20 protein-coding genes are annotated in these 22,264 nt (G+C 70.9%); 11 read left to right on the top strand and 9 right to left on the bottom strand.

Annotated features, from left to right (window positions below):
- Window positions 1-10: 10 nt before the first annotated feature.
- The gene (locus ACN20J_RS41050) at window positions 11-1,681 is read left to right on the top strand and encodes a PHP domain-containing protein (protein ID WP_419667914.1); all 1,671 of its coding nucleotides are present in this window, start codon (window positions 11-13) and stop codon (window positions 1,679-1,681) included.
- Between the two features lie 86 nt (window positions 1,682-1,767).
- Window positions 1,768-2,592, top strand: coding sequence for a PaaX family transcriptional regulator C-terminal domain-containing protein (locus ACN20J_RS41045; protein WP_361919844.1), 825 nt, complete (start codon window positions 1,768-1,770; stop codon window positions 2,590-2,592).
- Between the two features lie 67 nt (window positions 2,593-2,659).
- Here the strand turns inward: ACN20J_RS41045 and ACN20J_RS41040 are convergent, their stop codons facing one another.
- From ACN20J_RS41040 to ACN20J_RS41025, 4 genes are all read right to left on the bottom strand, one after another.
- Window positions 2,660-3,115 (bottom strand): MaoC family dehydratase, encoded by a 456-nt coding sequence (locus ACN20J_RS41040; RefSeq protein ID WP_190227327.1) that lies wholly within the window; start codon window positions 3,113-3,115, stop codon window positions 2,660-2,662.
- 14 nt (window positions 3,116-3,129) lie between these two features.
- A complete protein-coding gene (menE, locus tag ACN20J_RS41035) occupies window positions 3,130-4,635 on the bottom strand; it encodes an o-succinylbenzoate--CoA ligase (protein WP_419667913.1) in 1,506 nt (501 codons plus the stop codon).
- Between the two features lie 64 nt (window positions 4,636-4,699).
- Window positions 4,700-5,584: an amidohydrolase family protein gene (locus ACN20J_RS41030; protein ID WP_190227325.1), complete on the bottom strand. Its 885-nt coding sequence runs from the start codon at window positions 5,582-5,584 to the stop codon at window positions 4,700-4,702.
- Between the two features lie 3 nt (window positions 5,585-5,587).
- Window positions 5,588-6,505 carry an SDR family oxidoreductase gene (locus ACN20J_RS41025; protein WP_190227324.1) on the bottom strand — a complete coding sequence of 306 codons (918 nt, stop codon included), beginning with the start codon at window positions 6,503-6,505 and terminating at the stop codon, window positions 5,588-5,590.
- Between the two features lie 241 nt (window positions 6,506-6,746).
- Here ACN20J_RS41025 and ACN20J_RS41020 point away from each other — a divergent pair, with 241 nt between their 5' ends.
- From ACN20J_RS41020 to ACN20J_RS41000, 5 genes are all read left to right on the top strand, one after another.
- On the top strand, window positions 6,747-7,175 hold the full coding sequence (locus ACN20J_RS41020) for a MarR family winged helix-turn-helix transcriptional regulator (protein WP_189839763.1): 429 nt from the start codon (window positions 6,747-6,749) through the stop codon (window positions 7,173-7,175).
- 47 nt (window positions 7,176-7,222) lie between these two features.
- Window positions 7,223-7,975, top strand: coding sequence for an IclR family transcriptional regulator (locus ACN20J_RS41015; RefSeq protein ID WP_419667912.1), 753 nt, complete (start codon window positions 7,223-7,225; stop codon window positions 7,973-7,975).
- 176 nt (window positions 7,976-8,151) lie between these two features.
- A complete protein-coding gene (locus ACN20J_RS41010; RefSeq protein WP_419667911.1) occupies window positions 8,152-9,384 on the top strand; it encodes a sensor histidine kinase in 1,233 nt (410 codons plus the stop codon).
- Window positions 9,381-10,052, top strand: coding sequence for a response regulator (locus ACN20J_RS41005; protein ID WP_055617808.1), 672 nt, complete (start codon window positions 9,381-9,383; stop codon window positions 10,050-10,052). The genes ACN20J_RS41010 and ACN20J_RS41005 overlap by 4 nt, the downstream gene beginning before the upstream one ends.
- Before the next feature lie 265 nt (window positions 10,053-10,317).
- Entirely contained in the window at window positions 10,318-12,423 is a 2,106-nt protein-coding gene (locus ACN20J_RS41000; protein WP_419667910.1) for an MMPL family transporter, read from the top strand.
- Window positions 12,424-12,548: 125 nt separating this feature from the next.
- On the opposite strand, the gene ACN20J_RS40995 is transcribed toward ACN20J_RS41000, so the two are convergent.
- Complete coding sequence (locus ACN20J_RS40995) at window positions 12,549-13,472, bottom strand: NADP-dependent oxidoreductase (RefSeq protein WP_419667909.1); 924 nt, start codon at window positions 13,470-13,472, stop codon at window positions 12,549-12,551.
- 3 nt (window positions 13,473-13,475) lie between these two features.
- Window positions 13,476-13,964 (bottom strand): nuclear transport factor 2 family protein, encoded by a 489-nt coding sequence (locus tag ACN20J_RS40990; RefSeq protein ID WP_419667908.1) that lies wholly within the window; start codon window positions 13,962-13,964, stop codon window positions 13,476-13,478.
- Between the two features lie 118 nt (window positions 13,965-14,082).
- Between ACN20J_RS40990 and ACN20J_RS40985 the strand changes: the two genes are divergently transcribed.
- Complete coding sequence (locus tag ACN20J_RS40985) at window positions 14,083-14,916, top strand: LysR family transcriptional regulator (RefSeq protein ID WP_419667907.1); 834 nt, start codon at window positions 14,083-14,085, stop codon at window positions 14,914-14,916.
- A gap of 36 nt (window positions 14,917-14,952) precedes the next feature.
- Here ACN20J_RS40985 and ACN20J_RS40980 read toward each other — a convergent pair whose 3' ends face one another.
- Window positions 14,953-15,369, bottom strand: a complete 417-nt coding sequence (locus ACN20J_RS40980; RefSeq protein ID WP_419667905.1) for an ester cyclase — start codon at window positions 15,367-15,369, stop codon at window positions 14,953-14,955.
- Between the two features lie 16 nt (window positions 15,370-15,385).
- Window positions 15,386-16,072: a hypothetical protein gene (locus tag ACN20J_RS40975; RefSeq protein WP_419667904.1), complete on the bottom strand. Its 687-nt coding sequence runs from the start codon at window positions 16,070-16,072 to the stop codon at window positions 15,386-15,388.
- A 343-nt stretch (window positions 16,073-16,415) separates the two neighbouring features.
- On the opposite strand from ACN20J_RS40975, the gene ACN20J_RS40970 reads away from it, so the two are divergent.
- On the top strand, window positions 16,416-17,798 hold the full coding sequence (locus tag ACN20J_RS40970) for a glycoside hydrolase family 16 protein (protein ID WP_190227315.1): 1,383 nt from the start codon (window positions 16,416-16,418) through the stop codon (window positions 17,796-17,798).
- Window positions 17,799-17,882: 84 nt separating this feature from the next.
- Here the strand turns inward: ACN20J_RS40970 and ACN20J_RS40965 are convergent, their stop codons facing one another.
- Window positions 17,883-18,830 (bottom strand): helix-turn-helix domain-containing protein, encoded by a 948-nt coding sequence (locus tag ACN20J_RS40965; RefSeq protein WP_190227314.1) that lies wholly within the window; start codon window positions 18,828-18,830, stop codon window positions 17,883-17,885.
- 146 nt (window positions 18,831-18,976) lie between these two features.
- On the opposite strand from ACN20J_RS40965, the gene tkt reads away from it, so the two are divergent.
- Together tkt and tal are read left to right on the top strand one after the other, a co-directional pair.
- Window positions 18,977-21,052 (top strand): transketolase, encoded by a 2,076-nt coding sequence (gene tkt / locus ACN20J_RS40960; protein ID WP_419667903.1) that lies wholly within the window; start codon window positions 18,977-18,979, stop codon window positions 21,050-21,052.
- A gap of 19 nt (window positions 21,053-21,071) precedes the next feature.
- Window positions 21,072-22,232: a transaldolase gene (gene tal / locus ACN20J_RS40955; protein WP_419667902.1), complete on the top strand. Its 1,161-nt coding sequence runs from the start codon at window positions 21,072-21,074 to the stop codon at window positions 22,230-22,232.
- Window positions 22,233-22,264: the final 32 nt, after the last annotated feature.

Raw genomic sequence — 22,264 nt, 5'->3', positions numbered from 1 at the left:
CTCACAGACCATGACCGAGCAGCAGCTGCCCGCCTGGGCAGATCCGTCCGTCTCCCCCGCCGCCCTGGACGCGCAGGGCGTGTCCAGACGTCAACTCATGCGCCGTGCGGGCCTGTTCGGCGCCGCCTTCGCCGCCGGGTCGCTGTCGACGCCCGCCGTGGCGAGCGCGAAGGGCTTCGGCGGCAACGACCCGCGCCTCGCCTACCTCGTCGGCGACCACCATGTGCACTCCGTCTACAGCCACGACGCGAAGTACACGTTCTCCCAACTGGCGCAGGCGAGCGCCAAGTACGGCCTCGACTGGATGGTGTTCAACGAGCACTCCAACTTCGGGCACGCCCAGTACGGGGCGAAGCTGGAGCACGAGGAGATCCTCAAGGCCCGTGCGGCGAACCCGCGTCAGTTGATCTTCCAGGGCCTGGAGTGGTACATCCCGGGCGCCGAGCACTGCACGATCTTCGCGGCGCCCGGCCGCCACGAGGTGGACCTGCTCACGCAGTTCGAGCTGGCCTACGACGGCAAGCTGCTCGGCTACACGGCGGGCGGCCCCACCCACCCCGACACCCCGCGCAACGAGGCGCACGCCGTCAAGGCCATCAAGTGGCTTGCCGCGCAACGCCGTTCGGGCTACGTGGACGACGTGCTGGTCTTCGCCAACCACCCGATGCGCCTCGGCATCGACTCCCCGCACGAGATGCGGAACTGGCGGGACGCGGCCCCCGAGATCATGATCGGCATGGAGGGCGCGCCGGGTGCGCAGGGCGGTGCCATCCCCGGGTGGCGCGGTCCGACGTCGATACGGGGCGAATACGAGAACAAGCCGTCGGCGGACTCCTGGCCCGCCTATCCGACGGACTCGTACCTCACGTACGGCGGCTTCGACTGGATGACGGCGACCGTCGGCGGCATGTGGGACGCCATGCTCTCCGAGGGCAGGCTGTTCACGATCACCACCAACTCCGATGTGCACCGGGTGGTGTTCGACACCTGGAAGAACGGCGACTGGCTGCCGGGGCAGAACTTCGACAACACGGGCCGGCTGCCCGACCCGGTCAACACGACCGAGCCGCAGCCGGGCGGCGACTTCTGGCCCGGCCAGTTCAGCCGCACGCACGTCGGCGTGACGCGCTACGGCTACCGCGCGGTGATGGCGGGCCTGCGCGCGGGCCGGGTCTGGCTCGACCACGGGCATCTGCTCGACGGTCTCGACGTACGGCTGAAGCGGGACTGCGACCACGGCCGGGGCGTCACCCTGGGCAGTCGGCTGCGGGTGCGCAAGGGCGAGAAGCTCACCCTGAACGTGACCGTGACGACGGCCTCGCGGCCCAATCCGCACGACATCCTGCCCGAGCTGGCCCACGTGGACGTCATCCGCGGCGCGGTGCGCGGTCCGGCGGCCGACCGGGACACCTGGCGGGCGCCGGCCACCAAGGTCGTGCACACGGCGGACGTGTCCGGCCGCAAGGGCACGTACACCCTGCGCATCCCGCTGACCGCCGGGGACGAGTCCTTCTACGTGCGGCTGCGCGGCAGCGACGGCAACCGGCACGGCGCCGGATACCTGGGCGCGTCGGTCGACCCGCACGGGCCGATCCCGCACGCGCCGGGCGACGGTGATCCGTGGCTCGACACGTGGTTCTACTCCAACCCCGTGTTCGTGGAGGTCGCCGGCCACCGGTGAGGCCGGTCCGGGGCCGCATGTACCGGGGCCGCCGGTACGCCCGTACTACCTGGTCACGAGCTGATCGACGGGCGTACCGTGGGCCGGTGACCACTGACGAGGCGCTGCGGCCCCAGTCCCTCATGCTGTCGTTCCTGGGCGACCAGGTGCTCGGCCGTGACGTCTGCGTGTACTCGGGGAGCGTCATCGACGTCTTCGGGCGCGCGGGCGTCGGCGAGCACGCGACCCGCTCGACGCTGACGCGCATGGTGGGCCGCGATCTGCTCAGACGGCAGCGCGAGGGACGCCGTATGTACTTCGGGCTGACCGAGCGCTCGGAGTCCGTGCTGCGGGACGGCGAGCAGCGGATCTGGGAGGACGGGGCCGTCAACCGGCAGTGGGACGGCTCCTGGACGCTGCTCGGCTTCTCGCTGCCGGAGTCCTGGCAGCGTCAACGGCACGATCTGCGCGCGCAGTTGACCTGGAGCGGCTTCGGCCCGCTGTTCGGCGGACTGTGGATCGCGCCCGGCGAGGCCGACGTCTCCGCGCTCGTCACCGAGCTCGGTCTGTCCGCCCATGTGAAGATCTTCCGCGCCCACGCGGACGCGGGCATGGACATCGGCGCCATGATCGAGGAGACCTGGGCACTGGGCGAACTGGCCACGCGCTACGAGGCGTTCGTGCGCCGCTGGCAGCACTGGGAGACGACGGAGCCCGCCGCCGACGAGGCGCTCGCGCTCCGGCTGCGCCTGTCGACGGAGTGGCTGCAGATCATCCGGGGCGATCCGCGCCTGCCGGTCAAGCACCTGCCGGACGACTGGCCCGCCGAACAGGCCGAGAAGACGTTCCGCACGGTGTACACCCGACTGACCCCACTCGCGAAGGAATCGGCGGAACGACTTCTCGACCTGGTGCCGGTTCGCACCCCATAGGGGCGCGGGGAACTGCGCGACCAGCCACGACGAACCCGCAGACGAAATGGCGCTCACAGCGGAGCGCTCACGCGTAGAAGCGGGACAGGCTCTGGAGCACGGCCGCGGGCTTGGGTGCGCCCTCGATCTCGATCGTGCCGTCGACCGTGATCTGCACACCCCCCGGTACGTCCTCGACGTCCGCCAGCTTCGCGACCAGGCGGATGCGGGAGCCGACCTTCACCGGTGAGGGGAAGCGCACCTTGTTGAGGCCGTAGTTGACCTTCGTGGTGACGCCCTGGACGTCCAGCAGCTCGGTGAAGAGCGGGATGAAGAGGGAGAGCGTGAGATAGCCGTGCGCGATGGGCGCGCCGAACGGCCCCTCCTTGGCCTTCTCCTCGTCGACGTGGATCCACTGGTGGTCACCGGTGGCGTCGGCGAACGTGTTGATGCGCTCCTGGGTGACCTCGATCCACTCGCTGGTGCCGAGGTCGCTGCCTGCGAGCTTCTTGAGCTCGTCGATGCCGTTCGCGGTGATGCTCATGTGTCGTCCTTCGACTAGGAGTTGGTGCCGTACCGCTTGCGGACACGGGACTTGAGGAGCTTGCCGGAGGCCGTCCGCGGCAGTTCGTCCGCGAGCACCACCGACTTCGGGATCTTGTACTTGGCGAGGCGTCCGGCGAGGGACGCGAGGACCTCGTCCGGGTCGAGCTCGACGTCCTCGCGGGGCACGACGACCGCACGCGGCACCTCGCCCCACTTCTCGTCGGGCACGCCGATGACCGCGCACTCGACGATGTCGGGGTGGGCGAGCAACTGGTCCTCGATCTCGGCGGGGTAGATGTTCTCCCCGCCCGAGATGATCATGTCCTTGATGCGGTCGACGATGGTGACATAGCCGTCCTCGTCGATCCGGGCGGCGTCCCCGCTGCGGAACCAGCCGTCGTGGAACACGGCCGCGGTCTCGTCGGGCAGCCCCCAGTAGCCGGGCATGACGTGCGGCCCGCGTACGACCACTTCCCCGGTCTCGCCGATCTCGGCGGGGGCGAGATCGGGCCGTACGACACGGACGTCGCTGAAGAAGTGCGGCACGCCCGCCGAACCCGCCTTGCTCACCGCGTGCTCGGCGTCCAGGAACAGCACGCCGGGCGAGGCCTCGGTCATGCCGTAGCCCTGGAGGAAGGTGAGGCCCCGCTCCTGGTAGGCGGCGATGAGCGGGGTCGGTACGGGTGAGCCGCCGCAGCTGAGCATCCGCAGGGAGGACAGGTCGGCGTCGGCCCAGCGCGGATGGCGGGCCACGTGCTCGAACATGGTGGGCACGCCGAACATGAAGGTGATCCGGTGCCGTTCGATCAGGTCGAAGGTCGCCTCGGGGTCGAAGGCCTCGACCAGGACGCAGGTGCCGCCCTTGAGGAGGACCGGCAGGGTGAGCATGTTCAGCCCGGCCGTGTGGAACAACGGGGCGGAGACCAGGGCGCGTTCGTCGGTGATCACGTCCTGGTCGACCAGGACGTTGACCGCGTTCCACGTCAGGTTGCCGTGGGTGAGCATCGCGCCCTTGGGCCGGCCTGTCGTGCCCGAGGTGTACATGATGATGCAGGTGTCGTCGGGGGTGACGGGTTCGTCGATCGCCTCGTCGGAGGCCGCGCCGAGCAACTGGTCGTATTCGGCGCCCACTTCGACGTACGTACGCACGTCGCTGTTGCCCGGCAGTCCCGCGACGAGGCCGGCGAACGTCGGCCCGTACACGAGGGCCTTCGCGCCGGAGTCCGTGAGCTGGTAGGCGATTTCGGGTCCGGCGAGGCGGGTGTTGAGCGGGACGAAGACCGCCCCGAGGGTGCCCGCTGCGAACAGTGTCTCCAGGTAGGAGGGGTGGTTCGGGCCGAGGTAGGCGATCCGGTCGCCGCGGCGCACCCCGGAGTCGCGCAGGGCGTGCGCGAGGCGGGTGGTGCGCTCGTACAGCCCGGCGTAGGTGACCGTCGTGTCGCCGTGGATCAGGGCGGTGCGGTGCGGGGTCTTGCGGGCCCGGCGTGCGGGCCACGACCCCAGTCCCTCGTTACGCATGTCCGTGCCCCTGTCCTTCATCGCACATGGGGTGCCTCTGTCCTTCGTTGCACTTGGCTGTCCGCTACGGCTTCGTCAGCCCGAGCAGCCGGGCCGCGTTCTCCTTGAGGATCTTCGGCCTGACCTCGTCCTTGATGGAGAGCTTGGCGAAGTCGGCCAGCCAGCGGTCCGGGGTGAGGACCGGGTAGTCGGAACCGAACAGCACCTTGTCCTTGAGCAGCGTGTTCGCGTACTGCACGAGCTGCGGCGGGAAGTACTTCGGCGACCAGCCGGACAGATCGATGTGGACGCCGGGCTTGTGGGTGGCGACCGCGAGGGCCTCGTCCTGCCACGGGAACGACGGGTGCGCCAGGATGATCTTGAGGTGCGGGAAGTCCGCGGCCACGTCGTCCACGTGCAGGGGGTTGGAGTACTTGAGCCTGATCCCGCCGCCGCCCGGGACGCCCGCGCCGATGCCCGTCTGCCCGGTGTGGAAGAGAGCGATGGTGCCGGTCTCCTCGATCACCTCGTACAGCTCGTACGCGACTGACCTGTCGTTGGGGAAGAAGCCCTGGATGCTGGGGTGGAACTTGAAGCCCTTCACCCCGTACTCCTCGACCAGGCGACGGGCCTGCTTGACGCCCGCCCTGCCGCGGAAGGGGTCGATGGAGGCGAAGGGGATCAGCACGTCCGCGTTGGCGGCGGCGGCCTCGGCGACCTCCTCGTTCGGGACGGGCGCGGTGCCGGTGGCGGACTCGGCGTCGACCGTGAAGATCACGGCGGCCATCTTCCGCTCGCGATAGTAGGCGGCCGTCTCCTCCAGGGTCGGCTTCCGATTGCCCTCGACCTTGAAGTAGGCGCTGGAGGCCTCGTGCAGGTCGTCGTCCAGGGAGGAGGTGCCCTTGGAGGAGACCTCGGCGTGGGTGTGGACGTCGATCGCGACGAGTTCCTCGACATCGATGTTCGTCATGGATCACGCCTCCGGGAACTTCGGGGCGGGGATGCCGACCGACTGCGGCTCGGCGCCCAGCGAGGCCGGCCAGACGTCGGCGAGGGAGTCGGGGGTCCAGCCACCGTCAGCGTACGCCGCCTTGATCTCCTGGGGGTGGGACCACAGGGCCACCTTGTCGCCGCCGATGCCGATGGCCTGGCCGGTCACGCCGCGGGCGGCCTCGGAGGCCAGGAAGGGGACGAGGACGGCGCAGTCCTCGGGGGTGCCGAAGCCCTCGCCCTTGCGGAGGAACTCCGGCAGCGGCTCGCCGCCGCGCATGGCCTCGATGTAGGGCGCGAAGGCCGGGATGGTCTCGGTCATCGCGGTCGCGGCCACCGGCACGATCGCGTTGACGGTGATGCCCGCGCGGCCCAGCTCCATCGACCACGTACGGGCCATCGCGGCGATGCCGGCCTTGGCGGCGGCGTAGTTCGTCTGGCCGAAGTTGCCGCGCTGTCCGGCCGGGGAGCCGACCAGGATCAGCGTGCCGCCCTCGCCCTGCTCGCGCATGTGTACGGCGGCGGCGCGGGCGCAGGTGAAGGTGCCCTTGAGGTGGGTGGTGATCACCGCGTCGAAGTCCTCGTCGGTCATCTTCCACAGGACCTTGTCCCGGAGGATGCCCGCGTTCGTGACCAGGATGTCGAGGCGGCCGAACTCCGCCACCGCGCGGCCCACCAGCCGGTCCGCGGCCTCGGTGGTGCCGACCGGGACCACCTCGGCCACGGCGGTGCCGCCCGCCTCGGTGATCGCTTTGACGGCCTGCTCGGCGACGTCGGCGTCCACGTCGTTGACGACCACGGAGGCGCCGGCGGCGGCCAGGGCGTGCGCATAGGCCAGGCCGAGGCCACGGCCGGAGCCGGTGACGACGGCGACCTTGCCGGTGAGATCGATGCTGGGCACGACGGTCCCTTCGGGAAACGGATCACCTGCGGAAGGCAGGACGGCTGCGAGATCGAAGCAGTACGAGATCGAAGCTAAAGACAATCATTGTTGTCGTCAATAGTTGTTGCCGACTCGTCTGTGCGGCATGCTGTGCGGAACAGGTACGCACCGCCCCGCAGGGGCCCGGTCCAGGGAGCCCGCCATCACCGGCCAGCAGCACGCCACGCCCCCCGACGCCATCGACGCCCAGGAGCCGTGGATGCGTGGACTGCACGCGGACACCGGCTACCTGCTCTACCGGCTGGGACTGCGGTCGGGGCAGCTGTTCAACACGTTCCTCCAGGCGTCGGGGCTTCGGCTGCGGCACTACGCGCTGCTGCGGTTCCTGGCCACCTCGGAGGGCGCGCTCCAGCGGGAGCTGAGCTCGCGGCTCGGCTACGACCCGAGCGCGATCGTCGGTCTGGTCGACGACCTGGAGAAGCTGGGCTTCGCCGAGCGCCGCCCCTCCCCCGACGACCGCCGCAGCCGCATCGTGGTGCTCACCGGGGACGGCCGCGCCTTCCTGCGCGACACCGACGAGGCGGGTCTGCGGGTGACGAACGACCTGCTCAAGCCCCTCGACCCCGCCGAACGGGACACCCTGCACACGCTGCTGCAGCGGATCGCCGAAGCGGAACTCGACTCATGACCGGGCTCTACTCATGACCGGGCCCGGCCGATGACCGGCTCGGGCCGATGACCGCGTCGTCCGCCCCCGACCGCCTCCTGGCCGTGCTCGCCGCCTTCGACCACGACCATCCGGCGCTCTCCCTCACGGACATCAGCCGCCGGGCCGGGCTCTCCCTCACCACCGCCCACCGGCTGGTGGGCGCGCTCAGCGACTGGGGCGCCCTGGAGCGCGACGCGTCCGGGATCTACCACGTGGGCCTGCGCCTGTGGGAGATCGCGGCGCTCTCCCCGCGCGGTCTCGCGCTGCGGCAGATCGCGCTGCCGTATCTGGAGGACCTGTACGAAGCCACGCACGAGAACGTGCAGTTGGCCGTCCGGGACGGCTCCGAGGTCGTCTACATAGAGTGGATCTCCGGCCGTTCGGCCGTCGGCGTGAAGATCCAGGTGGGCGCCCGCTGGCCCCTGCACGCGACCGGCGTGGGCCTCGCCCTGCTCGCGCACTGCGAGGCCGCCTTCCAGGAGAGGTACTGCGGCGGACCGCTCGCCGGATTCACCCCGCACACCATCACGGACGGAGCCACCCTGCGCCGCGTACTCGCCGAAGTCCGGCACGCGGGCGTCGCGGTGAGCACCCGTCAGATCACCGACGACGCCCTCTCGGTGGCCGCGCCGGTCCGCGGAGCCGACGGCTCGGTCGCCGCGGCCGTCTCCGTCGTAGTGCCCGAACGCGACGCACAGACACCGGCGTTGATCCCGGCGGTACGGCTCGCGGCGCGGGGCATCTCTCGGGCGCTGGGGTGGCAGCCGGAACGGTTGTGACACGGCGCGCGTGCCTCGCCTTCCCGGGACGGCGGGCCCAGTCCGGAAAGGCGAGCCCCCTTCGGGGAGGACAGGTCCATGCCGGGAACGCGGGCCTCGGAAATCCCTCTCACCGGTGAGGACGTGGCCCGGCGGTCACCCGATACTGAGACGGCCCTTGCCCCGAGGAGCCGCGTATGTCCGTCCGGTTGTCCGTCCGGTCCTGGATCTCACCTGCCGTCGCCCGCCTGCGTGCGGCCAACCCGTACGTCGTCGACGCCGCGCTCGCCGCGCTGGTGCTGTTCGCCGCGTCGCTGCAGTGGATGTTCCCCGACGACGGCGACGACCGCCTCACCTGGCAGGGGTTGGTGCTGGGCGCCGGAACGGCGGTGCCGCTGGTGTGGCGGCGGCGGGCGCCGTTCCTGGCGGCCTGCGGTGTCTCGGTGTTCACGCCCGTCATGGCGGTCTACCACGCGCCGCCGCCCGACGTGATGTACGGCGGCCTGGTCGTGCTCTACACGATGGCCGCGATCGCCCCGCCCTGGCAGCGGCGCTTCATGCTGGTGGGCTGGCTGGCCGGGGTCTCGCTGACCATGATGCACAAGGAGGGCGCCCAACCCTTCGAGTACGCCTTCCAGTTGCTGAGCTGCGTCAGCGCGTACGGGTTCGGGATGCTGGCCCGTCTCCAGCGGGCGTACACGGCGGCGCTGGAGGACCGGGCCCGCCGGCTGGAGCGGGAGCGGGCCGCCGACACCGCGCGGGCCGTCGCGCGGGAACGGGCCAGGATCGCCCGGGACATGCACGACATCCTGGCCCACGCGGTGAGCCTCATGGTGGTGCAGGCGGAGGCAGGGCCCGTGGTGGTGCGCAGCGATCCCGAGCGCGCGGAGACGGCGTTCGACGCCATCGCCGCCGCCGGACGCGACGCGATGAACCAGCTGCGGCGGATCCTCGGCGTACTCAAGGACGAGCCGGTGAACGGTACTTCCGCCCGATTGCCACAGCCCGGCGTGGCGGCCCTGACCGACCTGGTCCGGCAGGTCGCGGAGTCCGCCGGTCTGCGCGTCGAGCTGCACGCCACCGGCGAACCGCGCCCGCTGCACCCGGACACCGAGGTCGCCGCGTACCGCGTGGTCCAGGAGGCCCTGACCAACACCGTGAAGCACGCGTACGCTTCCCTGGCGCGGGTCGAACTCGACTGGACGGAGGACGAGTTGACGCTCACGGTGACGGACGACGGGCGAGGCCCCGCGGACCGCGGCGGTAGCGGGAGCGCGCGTGAGGGCGGGTCCGGCCACGGCCTGATCGGGATCCGCGAGCGGGCCGCCGCCTGCGGGGGCACGGCCCGTACGGGACCCGGCCCCGACGGCGGGTTCCGGGTCGCCGTACGCCTTCCCGTGGCCGCCGACCGGCAGGCGGCCCTGGGGTGAGCATCCGTGTGGTGGTCGCCGACGACCAGGAGCTGGTCCGCAGCGGGTTCAGCATGATCCTCGAGGCACAGCCCGACATCGAGGTGGTCGCGGAGGCCGGGGACGGCGTCGAGGCGGTGGCCGCGGTGCAGCGACACACACCCGACGTGCTGCTGCTCGACATCCGCATGCCCCGGATGGACGGCCTGGAGGCGGCCCGGCTGGTCTGCGCGCAGTCCGGCTGCCGGGTGGTCATGCTGACGACGTTCGACCTCGACGAGTACGTGTACGAGGCGCTGTACGCGGGCGCCAGCGGCTTCCTGCTGAAGGACGTTCGCCGGGACGACCTGGTGCACGCGGTGCGCGTGGTCGCGGCCGGCGACTCGCTGCTCGCGCCGTCGGTGACGCGGCGGCTGGTGGCCGACATCATCCAGCGACGGCGGGCCGAGGCCTCGACGCCGCCGCCCTCGACAGTGCGGCTCGACGTCCTCACGGCTCGCGAGGAGGAGACCCTGCGGCTGCTGGCCCGCGGCCTCTCCAATGCGGAGATCGCGACGACGCTGTTCGTCAGCGAGCACACCGTGAAGACTCACGTCAGCAATGTCCTGGGCAAGTTGGGCTTGCGGGACCGGGTCCAGGCGGTCATCCGGGCGTACGAGTCGGGGTTGGTGACTCCGGGTTCGAACTGACCTTTCGGGGTGGGTCGTCGGGTGCGGGTGGGTTTGTGCCGGCCGCGCAGTTCCCCGCGCCCCCAAGGGAGCTGGGGCGCGGGGAGCTGCGCGAGCAACCCCCACCCGCCCGCACCCGCGCATCCCCCGCACGGCGGAGCCACCCCACCCACTCACCCGCGCGAGGGATCCGGGGAAACCGCTCCCACCGGCGATCCGCGGACAGGGCGGGCCACGCGAGTCTGGGGCAACTCCTAGAACCGCCGACCCCGCCGGGAGGCACCCCGTGCTAGCCACCATCGCCAGGGCGTCAACTCGCCGCCCCCTGACCGTGATCGGCCTCTGGCTGCTCTTCCTACTGCTCGGCTTCGGGCTCGGGACGGGCGTCTTCGGACGGCTCAGCGACTCCGTGCCGGACGTGCCGGGCACCGAGTCGGACCGGGCCGCCGTGCACCTCGACGGCATCGACCCCGTCGGTGAGTCGATCACCGCGGTGATCGGTGGCACCGCGGTCTCCGACCCCGGGCTGCGCGCCCAGGTCGAGGCCGCCGTCGCCGACCTGCGCGACGCCGCCGGCATCGCGGCCGTGCCCGACCCGTACGACACACCCGGTCTCCTCGCGGAGGACGGGCAGGCCCTCGTCATCCCGGTGACGCTGAAGGGCGGCCTCGACGACGAGGCGGAGGAGAAGGTCCTGGACACGGCCAGTGACCGCGTCCATGAGATCAAGGCGCCCGAAGTCCACGTCAGCGGCGGCCCGTTGCTCGGGCAGCAGCTCGGCGAACGGGCCCAGCAGGACGTGGCCCGCGCGGAGATCATCTCGCTGCCGGTCGTTCTCGTCCTGCTGCTCGTCATCTTCGGCGGACTGCGCGCCGCCGGGCTGCCCCTGCTGGTCGCGGTCAGCGGTATCGCGGGCGCGTTCCTGGCACTGTTCGGCTTCAGCCAGTTCACCGACATCTCCGTGTACGCGATCCAGGTGACGACCATGCTCGGCCTCGGACTGGCCGTGGACTACGCGCTGTTGATGGTGGTCCGCTTCCGCGAGGAACGCCGTACCACCGACGACGTGGTGGAGGCCGTGCACCGCACGGTGGCCCGCGCCGGACGCACGGTCCTCTTCTCCGGCCTGACGGTGGCCGTCAGCCTCACCGGTCTGCTGGTGTTCCCCAGCACGTTCCTGCGCAGCATGGGTCTCGCCGTGGCCGCCGTGGTGGTCGTCGACATGCTGGCCGCGCTCACCCTGCTGCCGGCGCTGCTGGCCCGCTTCGGCGGAAAGATCGCTCCGGCACGCACCAAGCCCGCCGGTGAGGAGGGCCGTGTCTTCGCCCGCCTCGCCCGGTTCGCCACGGGCCGTCCGGTCGTCGTGACAGCGGCCTCCGCCATTGCCCTGCTCGTCCTCGCCCTGCCCGTCACCGGCATGAAGATCAACATCGGGGGCGCCCAACAGCTGCCGTCGAGCACGGAGGCACGCCAGTTGGACGACACGGTGGAGGCCCACTTCCCGCCGGGCACCGGAGTCTCCCCCGTCACCGTGGTCCTGAAGCCGGGCACCGACCCCGCCACGGCCGACCGGATCCGGGCCCTCTCGCCGGGCGCCGAGTCCCGTGACCTGCCGGGCGGCACGACGGTCCTGAACCTGCGACCGGGCGGCAGCGCGGACGGCAAGGAGGCGACCGAACTGGTCCAGCGCGTACGGGACATACGGGGCGACGAGCCCGTCGAGGTCACCGGTGTCGCGGCCCGTCTCGTCGACTTCCGCGCGATGCTCGGCGACCGGGCCCCCTGGGCCGCCATCACCGTCCTGGGCGGTATCTTCCTCCTGCTCTTCGCCTTCACCGGCTCGGTCCTGATCCCGCTGCGGACCATCGTCACCACGCTGCTCAGCCTGGGTGCCGCACTCGGTGTGGTGGTCTGGGTGTTCCAGGACGGGCATCTGGCCTCGGTGCTGGGCTCCCAGGAACTCGGCGCGCTGAGCCTGACCGCCCCTCCGCTGATCATCGCGATCGCCTTCGGGCTCGCCATGGACTACGAGCTGTTCATCCTCGCCCGGATGCGCGAGACCTGGCTGCGGACGGGCGACGAACGGGAGGCGGTCGTCACCGGCCTGCGCCGCTCGGGGCGCGTCGTGAGCTGTGCCGCGCTGCTGCTCGCCGTCGTCTTCGGCGCCTTCATGACGGGCGGCTTCGCACCCATCCTGCAGATCGGCCTCGGCCTGACCCTCGCGGTACTGATCGACGCGACCCTCGTACGCATGCTCCTCGTCCCGGCGACCATGGCGCTGCTCGGCCGGCGCGCCTGGTGGGCACCCCAGCGGCTGCGGCGGGCCCATGACCGGTTCGGACTGCACGAGGAGGCACGGGCCGCCGAGCCCGAACTCACCAATCAGCGCTGAAGTCATGGCGCAGCCCTGAACTCCCCGCGTGGCACTGAGCGTTGGCCCCGGTCCCTCCGGACCGGGGCCTTCGTCGTGTGGCGGTCGGACCGGAGGCGGGTCGGGACAGGACCAGGGCCGGTGGCTCAGCCGATTTCGAGGACGACCTTGCCGGTGATGTTCCCGGCGGCGAAGGCGCGCTGTGCCTCGGCGGCCTTCTCCAGGGGGAAGACCGCGCCGACCCGTACGGCGAGCAGGCCTGCCTCGGCCAGTGCCGTGACCGCGGTGAGGTCGGCACGGTCCATGCGGGCGAAGACGTCCGTGGAGCCGGGGACGCCGGGTTCGGCGATGGACGCGAGCCTGCCACCGGACCGTACGGCCCCCGCCGACGCGACGAGGGCACCGCCGCCGACCGTGTCGAACACCGCGTCCACACCGTTCGGAACCAGGCCGAGCACCCGGTCGGTCAGGCCCTCGCCGAAGGAGACCGCCTGGGCGCCGAGCGCGCGCAGGTAGTCGTGATCGTCGGCCCCGCCCACGCCGACGACGCGGGCGCCCCGGGCCAGGGCGATCTGCACGGCGACGGAACCCACGCCGCCGGCAGCCCCGTGCACGAGGACCATCTCGCCGTGCCGCACCGCGAGTGCGTGCACCACTCCCTGGTAGGCGGTGAGCGCGGCCAGCGGCAGTCCCGCGGCCTCGGTGAAGGACATGCTGCTCGGCTTGTGCGCCACGGTGCGCACGTCCGCGGAGACCAGTTCGGCGAAGCCGCCGTGCGCACGCTGCACGTCGCCTCGTACGTACGCGATCACCTCGTCCCCCGGCGTGAACTCGGGTGCGCCGGGCCCGGAGCGCTCCACCACACCGGCGACGTCCCAGCCGGGCACCACCGGGAAGAACGTCTCCACGGCGCTGTCCAGCGCCCCGGCCTGGATGGCGGCGTCCGCGCGGTTCAGCCCGGCGGCCCTGACCCGGATCAGCACCGAGTCCACGTGGGTCTTCGGCTCCGGCAGCTCGGTGAGCTCAAGGACTTCAGGTCCGCCGTAACGGCGGTACACGACGGCCTTCAACGCTCAGGCCTCCAGGACCGCGTACGGCATGTCGTGCAGGACGCGGTGCCGGACGATCTTCCACTCGCCGTCGATGCGGTGCAGGTCGGTGTCGTAGTAGCCGGACTCGATGGGCCGGATGATACCCTGGGCGCCGAAGGCGTCCTCGGGCCAGCCGCCGGCCGGGCGGGAGAGGGCGCGGACCTCGAAGACCACGAAGTGGGCGTTCATGTGCGCCTCGTCGCCGTCGACCTCGATGAGGTGGTCCGCCGTGACGTGGTGACTGGAGCCGCCCTCGGGGTGCGGCGCCATGAAGTTGTCGACCGCGTACGCCACGCCCGCGCCGCCGACGATCGGCTCGCCGACCTTCTCGTAGGCGTCGGGGCCGGTCTTGATGAAGACGTCCACGATCGCGTCGTCGGTGAAGAGGGCTCCCTGGCTCTTGCCGTCGCGTCGGTCGGCGGCACGGACATAGTGGGCCAGGACCTCCTGGACCTTACGCTCGTCGCTCATGGTTCGCACGTTCCTTTCGGGTTCCTGATGCGAGTTCTTTCCTGTTGCTGTTTCGAGTCGACCACCGGGAACGGGCGAGAACGATGAGGGTTCCGGCAAGGGTCGATACCCTGGAGGTATGGATCGTCTCGAGACCCGCGAGCTCGACTACTTCGTCGCGGTCGCCGAGGAGCTGCACTTCGGGAAGGCCGCGGAGCGCCTGGGCATGGCCCAGCCCCCGCTGTCGCGCGCGATCAGCCGTCTGGAGCGCCGAATGGGGGTGCTACTGCTGGAGCGCAGCAGCCGCCGGGTCGCGCTCACCGACGCGGGTGCCGTGTTCCTGGACGAATCCCGACGGCTGCTCGACTCGCTCGACGCGGCCGTGCGTCGGGCCCAGCGCGTGCAGCAGCCCGGCCGGCTGGTGATGGCGGTACGTCCCGGCACCGCGTCCGGGCTGATCGCCGATCTGCTCCGCTCCTCCGAGGTCGGCGGCCACGACGTCGTCTTCACGCATGACCGCCCGGCCGCCCTCAGGGACGGCAGGGCCGATATCGCACTGCTGTGCGTCGGCACCGACGACCTCACCGGGCTGCGGACCGCCGACCTGACCGAGGAGGCGCCCTTCGCGCTGGTGCCGCGTGGGCATCCGCTGGCCCGGCGCACCGCGGTGACGGTCGCCGAGCTCGGCCAGGACGCGAATTTCGCGCCCGAGTGCCCGCCGGTCGGGCTCGACGAGATCGTCGACCGGGTGGCGCTCGGGCGCCTGGTCACCGTCGTGGGTACGGGGGCCGCCGAACGGATCTCCCCCGAGGTGGCCGCGGTACCGGTGTCGGACCTGCCGCCCACGCGTCTCGCCCTGGCCTGGCCCGAGGGGGCGTCCCGTCCGGCCGTCACCGCTTTCGTCCGCTCGGCCCGCGCGGCCGAGGCACGGCGGGCGCTCGACGCGAAGGAGAGGGACGCGGCCGGGGCTTGAGGCCGCCCGGGCGATCGGTGCCGGGGCGTGGTCCGGTCAGAAGGGCGGAATCTGCTCGGGTACGAGTCCGGCCCGGCGGAGAAGGCCGTAGAGGTCGGTCTCACCCCAGAACTCGACGATCCGTCCTTCTCGGAGCCGGTAGGACTTGACTCCCGTCATGGTGAGATCCCGGCCGCTGCGGTCATGGGTGTACGTGAGGGTGAAGGCCACGGTGACCCGGTCGTGAGCGGCGAAGAGGTCGTCCACCTGCACACGGCAGTTGGACAGCCCCGGAGTCAGTACCGATCCCTCGGGATGGTGTCGGCCGCGGACGTGCAGGCCCGCACCGTGAACGAGGACGTCCTCGGCGACGAGCTCTTCGAACTCGGCGACTTCCTTCGTCTCGAAGACCCGAAGGTAGCGGCGGACGACCTCGGCGTTGCGCTCGCTGATGACTTCGGCTGAGTCGGACATACAGGGACCGTACCCATCAGCCGATCGGGCCGTAACAGCCCTCCGGCTTCAGCCTCTTGGCGGTGACGGAGGACTCGGACGCCTTGAACTCGTAGCAGTCCTTGCCCTGTTGTGCGGTGCCGCCGTCCAGCCGGACAAGGCTGGTCAGCCGGCCGCCCTCGGTCTCGGTGTCCTCGACGGTGACGCCCGGGGTCTGCCACACCTGCGCGGTACCCGCGGCCGCGACCCCTCCGCGGGCCACCGCCGACCGCAGTTCCACGACCACGTCGTCGGCGACCGCCGCCGGATCCCGGCGTGTCACCTTCAGGGCATAGCTACACCCCTCCTCGACCACTTCCCGCACGGCGGCGGCAGGCGGGACGACCTTGAAGCGGTAGCAGTCACGGGCAGAGATGCCGCCGACGTACCAGCCGTTCACCTGCCCGATGAACGAGCCGGTCACCGTGACCTCACGGCCCTGCCGCCGCACCTCGCCGCCCCGTACGGCCCTGGAGATCTCCGTGCCGAGGAGCGTGCCGTCCTCGGCGGCTCCGGACAGTTCGGCCTCTGCCCGCTCGGCGCCCGCTTCGACCTGGTCGCGCGCCTTGTCCTCGTCGCGCTGGTAGGCGACATAGGTCCCTCCCCCGATGAGGGCGGCCAGGGCGGCACCGAGCACCAGCACCCCCAGACACCCGTTGATCAGACATCCCCCGCGTCTCGCCATGCCCGCACACTCCCCGGCCCTCCGCCCCCGAGCACGCCCCTTCTCCGACACGTGACCGAACAGGACCCGGACCGTGGCCCCGGAAGCCCGGGAAGTGTCAGCGGTCTGAGCGGTCCGATCCGTCCCACCTTCACGGTGTGAACTCCCCTGCCCTCCAAGGGCTTTCTCTGCTTTATCTCTTGACGACCGGAGTGCCGAAGAGCACATTGGCCGCGCGGCTGAGTTGAGAGCGCTCTCAAATCCTCTCGCACACTCCCGAACCACCCCCGAACCACCCCCGAACCACCTCGGAGCCCCCTCCGAAACACCCGCGCACCCCCACTCCGTACCCGAAGAGGCACCCATGAGGGAAACTTCAGGCACACCCGTCAGACGCGGTCCACTCCGGCGCACGCTCATCGCGCTGGTCAGCGTGCTCAGCCTGGCGGCGGCCGGAGCATCGGCGGCCGAGGCGGACGCGCCCGCGCCGCCCAGCGGCTGGACCCAGGTCTTCGTCGACGACTTCAACGGCACGGCCGGCACCGGCGTCAACACCTCGAACTGGCAGTACGCGACCGGCCACGGCTACCCCGGCGGGCCCGCCAACTGGGGCACGGGCGAGATCGAGAACATGACGTCGAGCACCAACAACGTGGCCCTGGACGGCACCGGGAACCTCCGGATCACCCCCCGCCGCGACGCCGCGGGCAACTGGACCTCGGGCCGCATCGAGACCAACCGCACCGACTTCCAGCCGCCCGCCGGTGGCAAGCTGCGCGTCCAGTCCCGTATCCAGATGCCGAACGTGACGGGCGCCGCCGCCCGCGGCTACTGGCCGGCGTTCTGGATGCTGGGCGCGCCCTACCGCGGCAACTACCAGAACTGGCCGAGCGTCGGCGAGTTGGACATCCTGGAGAACGTCCAGGGTCTCAACACCGTGTGGGCCACGATGCACTGCGGCACCAACCCGGGCGGCCCCTGCAACGAGACGACCGGCCTCGGCGGCTCCACCGCCTGCCCGGGCGCGACCTGCCAGGCCGGCTTCCACACGTACGGCATGGAGTGGGACCGCTCGACGAGCCCGGAGGAGATCCGTTTCTACGTCGACGGCATCAACTACCACACCGTACGGGCGAATCAGGTCGACGCGACGACCTGGTCGAACGCCACGAACCACGGCTTCTTCATCATCCTGAACGTGGCGATGGGCGGCGGGTTCGTCGACGCCTTCGGTGGCGGTCCGGACGGTGCCACCGTGCCCGGCAACCCACTTGTCGTCGACTACGTCCAGGTGTTGCAGTCCGCGGGCGGCACCACGCCTCCGCCGACGGGCAACCGTGACGCGTACAGCGCGATCCAGGCCGAGTCGTTCGACGGTCAGAGCGGCACGATCACCGAGACCACGACCGACACGGGCGGCGGCCAGAACATCGGTGCCCTCGCCAACGGCGACTGGGCCCTCTTCCGGGGCGTCAACTTCGGCTCCACGGCGGCCAGGCAGTTCAGCGCCCGGGTCGCGAGCGGTGTGGGGGGCGGCGCCAGTGGCCTGGTCGAAGTCCGCCTCGACAGCCGTACGAACGCACCGATCGGCACCTTCGCGCTCGCCAACACCGGCGGGTGGCAGAGCTGGCGGACCGTACCGACGAACATCAGCAACGTCACCGGAACGCACGACGTCTATCTGACCTTCACCAGCGGCCAGCCCGCGGACTTCGTGAACGTGAACTGGTTCAGCTTCGCCCGCTGAGAGCCGAGTCGGAGAGGAGGGGGCGGGCCGGACGGGCCCGCCCCCTCCTTCGATTCCCCGGACTCGTCCAACTCCTCTGATTGCTCAGTGCAGTTCCGCCCGGAACGCCGCCGGTGCCACCCCGGTGTGCTGGTGGAAGAACTTGGTGAAGTTGGCCGCGTCGGGGAAGCCCACCGAGACCCCGATGCGGCCGATCGGCATGTCCGTGTGTGCGAGGAGCCGCTTGGCCTCCAGGACCACCCGCTTGTCGATGAAGCCCTTCGGGGTCTCGCCCGTCGCGGCGCGGACCGCCCGGACGAGGGTGCGGCGGGAGTAGCCGAGGGCGTCGGCGTACGCGCTGACGCTGTGGTTGGTGGCGAAGCCCTTCTCGACCGCCTCGCGGAAGCGGGTGAAGGTGGTGTCGGCCTGGTCCTGGTCGCGTGCCGCGTCGGCGGAGCCGGCGGCCAGGTGCGCCAGGCGGAGCAGGAACGCCGTCAGGGAGTGCCTCAGCACGGAGGTGTGCAGACTGAGCGGCAGCGTGGTCGAGTCGACGTACTCGCGTTCCAGTTGGGCGAGGCCCGCCCTGAGTCCGGCGAGCTGGTCCGGGTCGGGCCTGAGCAGCGGCGGCAGGTCGTAGCGGTAGAGGCCGGTCGCCTCGACCGTGGCGCGGGGCAGGAAGCCCGGCTGCATGATCAGGACCGTTCCGCGATAGGCCTCCGTGCTGGAGAAACGGTGGACCTGACCGGGCCGTATCCACAGGAGCTCACCGGCGGAGACCTCGTACTCCGTGAAGTCGACCATGTGCCGGACCGGGCCCTCCCCGAAGAGCATGACCACGTGGAAGTCGATGCGGTGGACGCGCTCGATCGCCTCGTTCGCGTGCCAGGTCCGGCCGGGCTCCATCGGGCCGACCTGCATGCCGACTCCGCAGACGCTCAGGTCGACGGGAAAGGGAAAGGTCCGGATCCCGTCGCCGCTCTCACCGTCACGGCCATCGCCGCCACGGCCTCCACCATCACGGCCGCCACCACCTTGGGTGCTTCTGTCCGCCATGTCCCTCTCGCGTCGGCTCGGTCCCGCAGTCGTTGTCCCACTTTCACCAAAGGCTGACACAGGGCCACCTTCCCCGGCAAAAGTCAGACTTTTAAGTTTGAACGCAACCGAGCAGTTACTGGGCTTCTACCGAGGACTTCTTGAAGATGAGCACGCAGACACCTGACAGCTTTGAGTGGACCGACCTGGACCGGCGAGCCGTCGACACGGCCCGTCTGCTTGCGGCGGACGCCGTGCAGAAGGTCGGCAACGGCCACCCCGGAACCGCGATGAGCCTCGCCCCGGCGGCGTACACCCTCTTTCAGAAGGTGATGCGACACGACCCGGCGGATCCCGAGTGGACCGGCCGCGACCGCTTCGTCCTCTCCCCCGGCCACACCTCGTTGACCCTCTACACCCAGCTCTTCCTCTCCGGTTACGAGCTGGAGCTCGACGACCTCAAGGCGTTCCGCACGCACGGCTCGAAGACACCCGGGCACCCGGAGTACGGGCACACGGCCGGGGTCGAGACGACGACGGGCCCCCTCGGCCAGGGCGTCGCCAACGCGGTGGGCATGGCGATGGCCGCCCGCTTCGAGCGCGGCCTGTTCGACCCCGAGGCCCCCGAGGGCGAGTCCCCCTTCGACCACACCGTCTGGGCGATCGTCTCCGACGGCGACCTGGAGGAGGGCATCTCCGCCGAGGCGTCCTCGCTCGCCGGCCACCAGAAGCTCGGCAACCTCGTCTTCGTCTACGACGACAACCACATCTCCATCGAGGGCGACACCGCCACCGCCTTCTCCGAGGACGTACTGAAGCGGTACGAGGCGTACGGCTGGCATGTGCAGCGGATCGAGCCCGCGCTCGGCGGCGACATCGACCCGCACGCGCTCCACGAGGCGCTCACCGCGGCGAAGGCCGAGACCGGGCGCCCCTCGATCATCGCGATGCGCACGATCATCGCCTGGCCCGCCCCGAACGCCCAGAACACCGAGGCCTCGCACGGCTCGGCGCTCGGCGCCGACGAGATCGCGGCCACCAAGCGCCTCCTGGGCTTCGACCCGGAGCAGACCTTCGAGGTCGCCGACGAGGTGCTCGCCCACGCCCGGCGGGCCCTCGACCGGGGCGCCGAGGCGCACGCCGCCTGGAACAAGCAGCTGGCCGAGTGGCGCACCGCGCAGCCCGCGCGCGCCAAGCTCTTCGACCGGATCGTGGCCGGTCAGCTCCCCGAGGGCTGGGAGTCCGCGCTCCCGGCGTTCGAGGCGGGCACGTCCGTCGCGACCCGTGCCGCGTCCGGCAAGGTCCTCCAGGCGCTCGGCGATGTGCTCCCCGAGCTGTGGGGCGGCTCCGCCGACCTCGCCGGCTCGAACAACACGACCATCGACAAGACCTCGTCCTTCCTCCCGAAGGGCAACCCGCTGCCGGAGGCCGACCCGTACGGCCGTACCGTCCACTTCGGAATCCGCGAGCACTCGATGGCCGCGGAGATGAACGGCATCGCGCTGCACGGCAACACCCGGATCTACGGCGGCACGTTCCTCGTCTTCTCCGACTACATGCGCAACGCCGTCCGCCTTTCGGCCCTGATGCAGCTGCCGGTGACGTACGTCTGGACGCACGACTCCATCGGCCTCGGCGAGGACGGCCCGACCCACCAGCCGGTCGAGCACCTCGCCTCGCTCCGCGCCATCCCGGGCCTGAACATCGTGCGCCCCGCCGACGCCAACGAGACGTCGATCGCCTGGGCCGAGATCCTCAAGCGGCACGCCACGAACCCGGCTCCGCACGGCCTCGCCCTCACCCGTCAGGGCGTGCCGACGTACGAGGCCAACCCCGAGGCGGCGAAGGGTGGTTACGTCCTGCGCGACTCCTCCACCGGGACCCCGGACGTGATCCTCGTCGCGACCGGTTCCGAGGTGCAGCTCGCCGTCGCCGCCCGCGAGCAGTTGGAGGCCGAGGGCGTCGGAACGCGTGTGGTGTCGATGCCGTCCGTCGAGTGGTTCGAGGAGCAGTCGCCGGAGTACCGCGCGAGCGTGCTTCCGCCGTCCGTGAAGGCCCGCGTGGCGGTCGAGGCGGGCATCGGCCTGACCTGGTACCGGTACGTCGGTGACCACGGACGCATCGTCTCCCTCGAACACTTCGGCGCTTCCGCCGACGCCAAGACCCTCTTTGCCGAGTTCGGCTTCACCCCCGAGAACGTGGCCTCCGCCGCGCGGGAATCTCTTGCCGCAGTCCGCGGTTGATCCGATCGCCCGAAGGAAGATGATCACTGTGACCGAAGCAACCGCGACCACCGAAGCGACCGCTACCGCGGAAACCCTCAAGAACCTGTCCGCCGAAGGCGTCTCCATCTGGCTGGACGACCTCTCGCGCAGGCGGATCGAGTCCGGCAACCTCGCCGAGCTCATCGAGACCAGGCACGTGGTGGGCGTGACCACCAACCCCTCCATCTTCCAGGCCGCGATCGGCTCGGGCGAGGGTTACGAGGAGCAGCTGGCCGACCTCGCCACGCGCGGCGTGACGGTCGACGAGGCCGTACGGATGATGACCACCGCGGACGTCCGCGCCGCCGCCGACATCCTGCGTCCGGTGTACGACGCGACCGGCGGCCGGGACGGCCGGGTCTCCATCGAGGTCGACCCGCGCCTCGCCCACGACACGACGGCGACGGTCGCCGAGGCCAAGCAGCTCGCCTGGCTGGTCGACCGCCCGAACGTGATGATCAAGATCCCGGCGACGAAGGCCGGTCTCCCCGCGATCACCGAGGTCATCGGCCGCGGCATCAGCGTCAACGTCACGCTGATCTTCTCGCTGGAGCGCTACCGCGAGGTCATGGACGCCTACCTGGCCGGCCTGGAGAAGGCACGGGCCGCGGGCCTCGACCTCTCCGCCATCCACTCCGTGGCCTCCTTCTTCGTCTCCCGCGTCGACAGCGAGATCGACAAGCGGCTGGCGAAGACCGGCACGGACGAGGCCCTCGCGCTCAAGGGCAGGGCGGCGCTCGCCAACGCGCGGCTCGCCTACGAGGCGTACGAGGATGTCTTCGCCTCGGACCGCTGGACCGCCCTCGGCGGGAGCGCCAACAAGCAGCGTCCGCTGTGGGCCTCGACCGGCGTCAAGGACCCGGCCTACAAGGACACGCTGTACGTCGACGAGCTGGTCGCGCCCGGCACGGTCAACACCATGCCGGAGGCCACGCTGAACGCCACCGCCGACCACGGCGAGATCCGCGGCGACACGGTGACCGGCGGCTACGCCCAGGCCCGCGCCGACCTGGAGGCCGTCGAGAAGCAGGGCATCTCGTACGACGAGGTCGTACGGCAGCTGGAGGACGAGGGCGTCGCCAAGTTCGAGGCCGCCTGGGGCGAACTGCTCGACGCGGTCGCCGTCTCACTGAGCCGCAAGGGAGTTGACGGGGAATGAGCGACAAGCTTCCCGAGGGAGCCTCGGCGAAG

Source organism: Streptomyces sp. 2-1 (assembly GCF_048564895.1).
Lineage (GTDB): Bacteria > Actinomycetota > Actinomycetes > Streptomycetales > Streptomycetaceae > Streptomyces > Streptomyces phaeochromogenes.
The sequence above is the reverse complement of the archived record's forward strand: the minus strand, read 5'-3'. Positions and strand labels throughout refer to the sequence as shown.

What these genes read in the sequence shown, in the direction of transcription:
- ACN20J_RS41050 (WP_419667914.1), top strand. Translation starts at nt 11, where the DNA reads ATGACCGAGCAGCAGCTGCCCGCCTGGGCAGATCCGTCCGTCTCCCCC.
- ACN20J_RS41040 (WP_190227327.1), bottom strand. Translation starts at nt 3,115, where the DNA reads ATGAGCATCACCGCGAACGGCATCGACGAGCTCAAGAAGCTCGCAGGC.
- menE (WP_419667913.1), bottom strand. Translation starts at nt 4,635, where the DNA reads ATGCGTAACGAGGGACTGGGGTCGTGGCCCGCACGCCGGGCCCGCAAG.
- ACN20J_RS41030 (WP_190227325.1), bottom strand. Translation starts at nt 5,584, where the DNA reads ATGACGAACATCGATGTCGAGGAACTCGTCGCGATCGACGTCCACACC.
- ACN20J_RS41020 (WP_189839763.1), top strand. Translation starts at nt 6,747, where the DNA reads ATGCGTGGACTGCACGCGGACACCGGCTACCTGCTCTACCGGCTGGGA.
- ACN20J_RS41015 (WP_419667912.1), top strand. Translation starts at nt 7,223, where the DNA reads ATGACCGCGTCGTCCGCCCCCGACCGCCTCCTGGCCGTGCTCGCCGCC.
- ACN20J_RS41010 (WP_419667911.1), top strand. Translation starts at nt 8,152, where the DNA reads ATGTCCGTCCGGTTGTCCGTCCGGTCCTGGATCTCACCTGCCGTCGCC.
- ACN20J_RS40990 (WP_419667908.1), bottom strand. Translation starts at nt 13,964, where the DNA reads ATGAGCGACGAGCGTAAGGTCCAGGAGGTCCTGGCCCACTATGTCCGT.
- ACN20J_RS40985 (WP_419667907.1), top strand. Translation starts at nt 14,083, where the DNA reads ATGGATCGTCTCGAGACCCGCGAGCTCGACTACTTCGTCGCGGTCGCC.
- ACN20J_RS40980 (WP_419667905.1), bottom strand. Translation starts at nt 15,369, where the DNA reads ATGTCCGACTCAGCCGAAGTCATCAGCGAGCGCAACGCCGAGGTCGTC.
- ACN20J_RS40975 (WP_419667904.1), bottom strand. Translation starts at nt 16,072, where the DNA reads ATGGCGAGACGCGGGGGATGTCTGATCAACGGGTGTCTGGGGGTGCTG.
- ACN20J_RS40970 (WP_190227315.1), top strand. Translation starts at nt 16,416, where the DNA reads ATGAGGGAAACTTCAGGCACACCCGTCAGACGCGGTCCACTCCGGCGC.
- ACN20J_RS40965 (WP_190227314.1), bottom strand. Translation starts at nt 18,830, where the DNA reads ATGGCGGACAGAAGCACCCAAGGTGGTGGCGGCCGTGATGGTGGAGGC.
- tkt (WP_419667903.1), top strand. Translation starts at nt 18,977, where the DNA reads ATGAGCACGCAGACACCTGACAGCTTTGAGTGGACCGACCTGGACCGG.
- tal (WP_419667902.1), top strand. Translation starts at nt 21,072, where the DNA reads ATGATCACTGTGACCGAAGCAACCGCGACCACCGAAGCGACCGCTACC.